This window comes from Methyloceanibacter sp. (assembly GCF_051306395.1).
GTDB lineage: Bacteria > Pseudomonadota > Alphaproteobacteria > Rhizobiales > Methyloligellaceae > Methyloceanibacter.
Map to the genome: position 1 here is coordinate 1 of NZ_JBPPND010000138.1, position 5794 is coordinate 5794.

Consider the following 5794-nt stretch of genomic DNA (forward strand, 5'->3'; position numbering starts at 1 on the left):
TGGAGGTGCTGGTTTCCGCCGAAGACGATGCGGAAGTGCGCCGCGTGACGATCTCAAACTTCGGCGACCAACCGCGCGAGGTCGAGGTGACTTCCTACGCCGAACTAGTTCTGGCGTCCCAGGCCGGAGATGTGATGCACCCGGCTTTCTCGAAGCTGTTCACAGAGACCGAGCACCTCGCCGGCCTCGGCGCCATACTGGCGACGAGGCGGCGGCGGGTGCCCACGGAGCCGCAGGTCTGGGCAGCCCACCTTGCGGTTGTCGACGGCGAAGCGGTGGGCAAGCGCGAGTTCGAGACCGATCGCGCGCGATTCTTGGACCGGGGACGCAGCATTCGCGCGCCGGGCGCAGTGATGGGCGGCCGGCCACTCTCCGGCGCGACGGGGGCGGTGCTCGATCCCATATTTGCCCTGCGCCGCCGGGTACGGATCGCGCCGAACGCGACGGCGAAGATCGACTTTTGGACGATGGTCGCCTCCTCACGCGAGGAGATTCTTGTTCTGGTCGACAAGCACCACGACGTCGGCGCCTTCGAACGCGCCGCCACGCTCGCCTGGACGCAGGCCCAAGTGCAATTGCACCACCTCGGCATCGACCAAGACGAAGCCGGACAATACCAGCGTCTGGCCGGGCACCTCGTCTACACGGCGCCCATGCTACGCCCGCCGTCGGAAACCATCGAAAGCGGCAGCGACGGGCAACCGAGTCTGTGGCCTCTAGGTATATCCGGCGATCTGCCGATCATCCTCGTCCGCATCTCCGATATCAACCAACTCGGCGTCGCCCGCGAGGCGCTGCAGGCGGTGGAATACTGGCGGATGAAGCGGTTCGCGGTGGACTTGGTCATCCTGAACGAGCGCGGCTCGTCCTACGTCCAGGATCTGCAGATCGCTCTGGAGACTCTTGTGCGGGCCAGCCAATCCCGCCCTCAGATCGGCGAGGAGCGGCTGCCCGGACACATCTTCATGCTCCGCGCCGACCTGATCTCACCTGAGGCTAGAGCCCTTCTCGCGTCCGTCGCGCGGGTCGTCCTGTTAGGAGAGCGCGGACGGCTCGCCGATCAGATTGAGCGGGCGCCCGAGGCTAGGCCATTACCTCGGGCCGTGGCCAAGCGAGCCGCGCCCACTTCCGAGCTTCAGGTGCCCCGCCCGTCGCCCGGCGTGGAGTACTTCAACGGGCTGGGCGGCTTCGCCGAAGACGGCCGCGAATACGTGACGATCCTGGGCCCCGGCCAGTCGACTCCAGCGCCCTGGATCAACGTGATCGCCAACACTGGCTTCGGCTTCCAGGTGTCCGCGGAAGGCGGCGGCTACGCTTGGTCAGTGAACAGCCGCGAGCATCAATTGACGCCGTGGTCCAACGACCCAGTCACCGATCTCCCAGGCCAAACTTTCTATCTTCGGGATGAGGAGACGGGACGACTCTGGAGCCCCACGGCGCTGCCAATCCGGGACGAAGCGGCCACCTATGTGGCCCGGCATGGATGGGGTTATAGCCGCTTCGAGCACGCCTCACACGGGATCGCCGCGGAACTGCTTGAGTACGTGCCGCTTGCCGATCCGATAAAGATTTCGCGCCTTAAGCTCCGGAACACCACGCGCCGCACCAGACGGCTGTCGTTGACCGCATACGTCGAATGGGTTCTCGGCGCCTCCCGCGGCGCAGGAGCACCCTTCGTAGCCACCCGCATCGACCCGTCCACCCGGGCATTGCTCGCGAGCAATTCTTGGAACCCCGCCTTCGAGCACCGTGTCGCTTTCGCCGACCTCTGCGGGTTACAGACGAGTTGGACAGGCGATCGCCGAGAGTTCATAGGCCGCAATGGCGCGCTCGCCTGGCCGGCGGCGCTGGTCAACGGGACTTCGCTCTCGGGGCGTGTCGGATCGGGACTCGATCCCTGCGCCGCTCTCCAAACCATGGTCGAGATCGCGCCGAACGGCGTCGCCGAGATCGTCTTCTTCCTCGGTGACGCCCAGGACGAGGCAGAGGCGCAATCGTTGATCGCCCGTTACCGACAGGCGGACTTGGACGCCGTGCTTGCGGAGGTCAAAGCATTCTGGGACGAGACCACGGGCTCGGTCCAGGTCAAGACGCCGGACCGATCGATGGATATCATGCTCAACGGATGGCTTATCTACCAGACGCTCGCCTGCCGCGTCTGGGCCCGATCGGCGTTTTACCAGGCCGGCGGCGCCTACGGTTTCCGGGACCAGCTGCAGGACTGCATGGCCTTGGCCACGGTCCGGCCGTCGATGACTCGAGAGCACCTGCTCAGAGCCGCGAGCCGCCAGTTCGTGGAGGGCGACGTCCAGCACTGGTGGCTGCCGCATTCCGGCCAGGGCGTGCGCACTCGCATATCGGACGACCGCGTTTGGCTCGCCTACGCCGCCGCGCATTATGTCGGGGTCACCGCCGATGCCGCCGTTCTGGACGAGGTCGTCCCCTTCCTAGCGGGCCCGACGCTGGAGCCGGACGAAAGCGAACGTTTCTTCCAACCGACCGTTTCGGACGAGACCGCCAGCCTCTACGAGCACTGCGCGCGCGCGCTGGACGCCAGCCTGGCGGTTGGCGGCCATGGCCTGCCGCTGATCGGCGGCGGCGATTGGAACGACGGCATGAACCGCGTCGGCGAAGCGGGCCGCGGCGAGAGTGTCTGGCTCGGCTGGCTATTGCACGCCGCGCTCGACGCCTTCGCAAGTCTCGCCGATGCGCGCGGTGATGCGACGCGAGCGGCGAGCTGGCGGACGCACATGCAGGTGCTGACGACCGGCTTCGAAAGCCAGGCCTGGGATGGCGACTGGTATCGGCGCGCCTGGTTCGACGATGGCACTCCGCTCGGCTCGGCCGTGAACGAAGAGTGCCGCATCGACTCCATCGCCCAATCCTGGGCCGTGCTCTCCGGTGCAGCACGGCGCGACCGCGCAGCCCAGGCCATGGCGGCCGTCGACCGCGAGTTGATCCTGCCCCACGACGGGTTGGCGTTGCTGTTCATGCCGCCGTTCGATGGCACGCTGCTCGACCCCGGCTACATCAAGGGCTATCCACCGGGCGTCCGCGAAAACGGGGGGCAGTACACCCATGCCGCCCTGTGGTCCGTGATGGCCCTTGCGGGTCTTGGGGAAGGCGACAAAGCGGCGGCGCTCTTCTGGATCCTCAATCCGATCAATCACGCGCGCACGCGCACCGACACGCATCGTTACAAGGTGGAGCCCTATGTCGTCGCCGCCGATATCTACTCCGCCCCCGGTCATGTCGGGCGTGGCGGTTGGACCTGGTACACCGGCTCGGCGGCTTGGATGCAGCGCGCCGGCGTCGAGAGCATCCTTGGACTTCGCATCGAGGGCGGCGTCCTGCGTCTCGACCCTTGCATCCCAAGGTCTTGGCCCCGGTTCGAGATTATTTTCCGGCACGGCGAGTCACAGTACGAAATCCTAGTAGAGAACCCACAGAGCGTGCAGCGCGGCGTCGCCGCCGCCGAGCTCGATGGCGCTATGATCGACGTACCCCTCTCCATCCAGCTAAAGGATGACGGCGCCGCCCATCGCCTGCAGGTCTGGTTGGGTTGATCCGCGGCGCAGCCCTGCTTTAGAGGCTATGATGTTTGGCTGCTGATTTTTACCTGGGCCCTGGACTCATAAGCGCACAGCCATAGGCGAATGCAGGCGAGTTTGACGAAGGTGAGATAAGTTGGCTGCGAGCGCGTCATACCGGGTCGCAACGCGCCGGCACTGCTTGATCTTGTACACATGGCCGCCTCGGGATACTGAAAGGTGCGGGGCTCGCCCGTTTCGAGTCTCATCTGCGGTGAGGTTTGAGCATGCTCCAGGCTTGGCTATCTATCGGCTACATCGTCCTGCTCGCGATTCTCGTGCTCGCCTTTATCTTATGGCGCAGGGGGGGTCCCGTTCTGTTCGCTGCACTCGTGGTGGGGATTCCCCTCTGGTTTGGATGGGAATACGCACGCCCAACATGGACAACCGGCGTCATCACAGGAACGGAAGTGCGCCGAACCGATCCCGACGCGCGCGGTAATACCACCGACTTCGAATACATCTACATGCGCAACCTGTCCGACAGGGGGCTCGAGCTAACCAACGATGATTCCTGGTGGTGGTTGAAGCGCAACAGCGAGCGCGTCTTCAACGACGCCAAAACCGCGCAGTCTCGCAACACGGAAGTGACCGTCATGTGGAATCGGTGGCGCTCCACGCTCTTCACTTGGTTCCCCAACGCGATCGCCATCGGCCCCGCAGGCTCCTGGCCGTTGTGGTCGGCGCGAACGATCGTCTTCTACGGCCTCTCCGTCTTCCTCTGGGTCAGCTATTTCTACGCCTTCGTCAGGCTTCGCCGATCGACTGCGCCGCTGCGAGATCGTGACCCCGATCGTGGGTAGGCTTCTCGAATCTTAGGTTGCAAAACGCCCAATTTGCCGAATGCCACAACCGCGTGCGTTTACCGACCGATCTAACCACTTAAGGCCATGGTGCCTTTGCTACCTAATGCCGTAACGTCCGGCCATCCCCACTGCTGCTGAAGGTGCTTAACTCCCACCGAAGGCGCCTCACGCTGAGGCAATTGCCGCCATCGATATGTGCGTTGTGCCGACGCTGACCTTTGATCTCTTGTTTGTGTTCCTGGTTCTGGGTCACGGCCGGCGACAGCTGTTGTGGTTCGAGGTGACACGGCATCCGACAGCCGCGTGGCTGGCTCGGCAGATCACCGAGGCGTTTCCCTGGACCTCGGCGCCAGGCTACCTGGTGCGCGACAACGACCGTGCCTACGGACATGTCTTCACGTCCCGGGTGAGGGCGATGGGTATCCGCGATCGACCGATCTCTTCCGGGTCGCCGTGGCAGAATGGCTGTGCTGAACGTTTGATCGGCACGTTGCGCCGCGAGTGCCTGGATCAAGTGGTAATTCTCAGTGAGATGCACCTGCGGCGAGTTCTTTCCGCCTACGCGGCGTATTACAATCAGGCGCGCACGCACCTGGCATTACATAAAGATGCGCCCTCGCATCGATCGGTCCAGCGATCTGGCGCCATTGTCGGCATTCCGATCTTGGCTGGACTGCACCATCAATACGTTCAAATATGATTTTCGGAAAGGACAGGCCTGACGTCGGAAGCATGGTACAGCGGTAAGCTCACGGGCACTATCGTGTCTGGTTCGGTTTTAGAGGGCGGGCTCAATGGGTGGTCGCAACACTTCAATCTTTTAGCAGAGATGGGGTGTTGTAGATGGGCTATCGCAGACGGATCTATTTCACGGAGAAGCAGAAGACGGAGATCTGGGATCGCTGGCAGCGTGGAGAGTCGATGAGCTCGATCGGACGGCGGTTTGATCGGAACTCGTCGTCGATCTACCCGCTTCTGGCGAGGACCGGCGGCATCCGTCCAATGGAGCGGCGAAGGTCGCGATTGGCGCTGACGCTAGCGGAACGTGAGGAGATCTCCAGAGGGCTGCACGCCCAGCTGTCCTTACGTGCCATCGCCCGCCAATTGCGGCGGGCCCCATCTACGATCAGCCGCGAGGTAGGCAGCAATGGCGGGCGCGCTTTCTATCGTGCGGTTCAGTCGGATCAGGCGGCGTGGGACCGCGCCCTGCGTCCCAAGCCCTGCAAGCTGGCTTGTCGCCCTAGACTTTGCCGGAGAGTATCGGTCGAGCTTGAGCGCAAGTGGTCGCCGCAGCAGATCGCAGGCTGGCTGAAGCGCGCCCATCCCGACGACGAGACCGCCCGCGTGTCCCACGAGACGATCTACCGAAGCCTGTTCATCCAGACGCGGGGCGTTCTG

The 5794-nt window shown here is 63.9% G+C and carries 4 protein-coding genes; all 4 read left to right on the top strand.

Annotated features, from left to right (window positions below):
* On the top strand, positions 1-3566 hold a 3566-nt coding region (locus ACSLE4_RS07160; protein ID WP_435903788.1), incomplete at its 5' end, for a GH36-type glycosyl hydrolase domain-containing protein.
* 251 nt (positions 3567-3817) lie between these two features.
* The gene (locus tag ACSLE4_RS07165; protein ID WP_435903789.1) at positions 3818-4393 is read left to right on the top strand and encodes a DUF1523 family protein; all 576 of its coding nucleotides are present in this window, start codon (positions 3818-3820) and stop codon (positions 4391-4393) included.
* Between the two features lie 205 nt (positions 4394-4598).
* Positions 4599-5096, top strand: coding sequence for an integrase core domain-containing protein (locus ACSLE4_RS07170; RefSeq protein ID WP_435903790.1), 498 nt, complete (start codon positions 4599-4601; stop codon positions 5094-5096).
* 143 nt (positions 5097-5239) lie between these two features.
* On the top strand, positions 5240-5794 hold a 555-nt coding region (locus tag ACSLE4_RS07175; RefSeq protein WP_435903791.1), incomplete at its 3' end, for a transposase.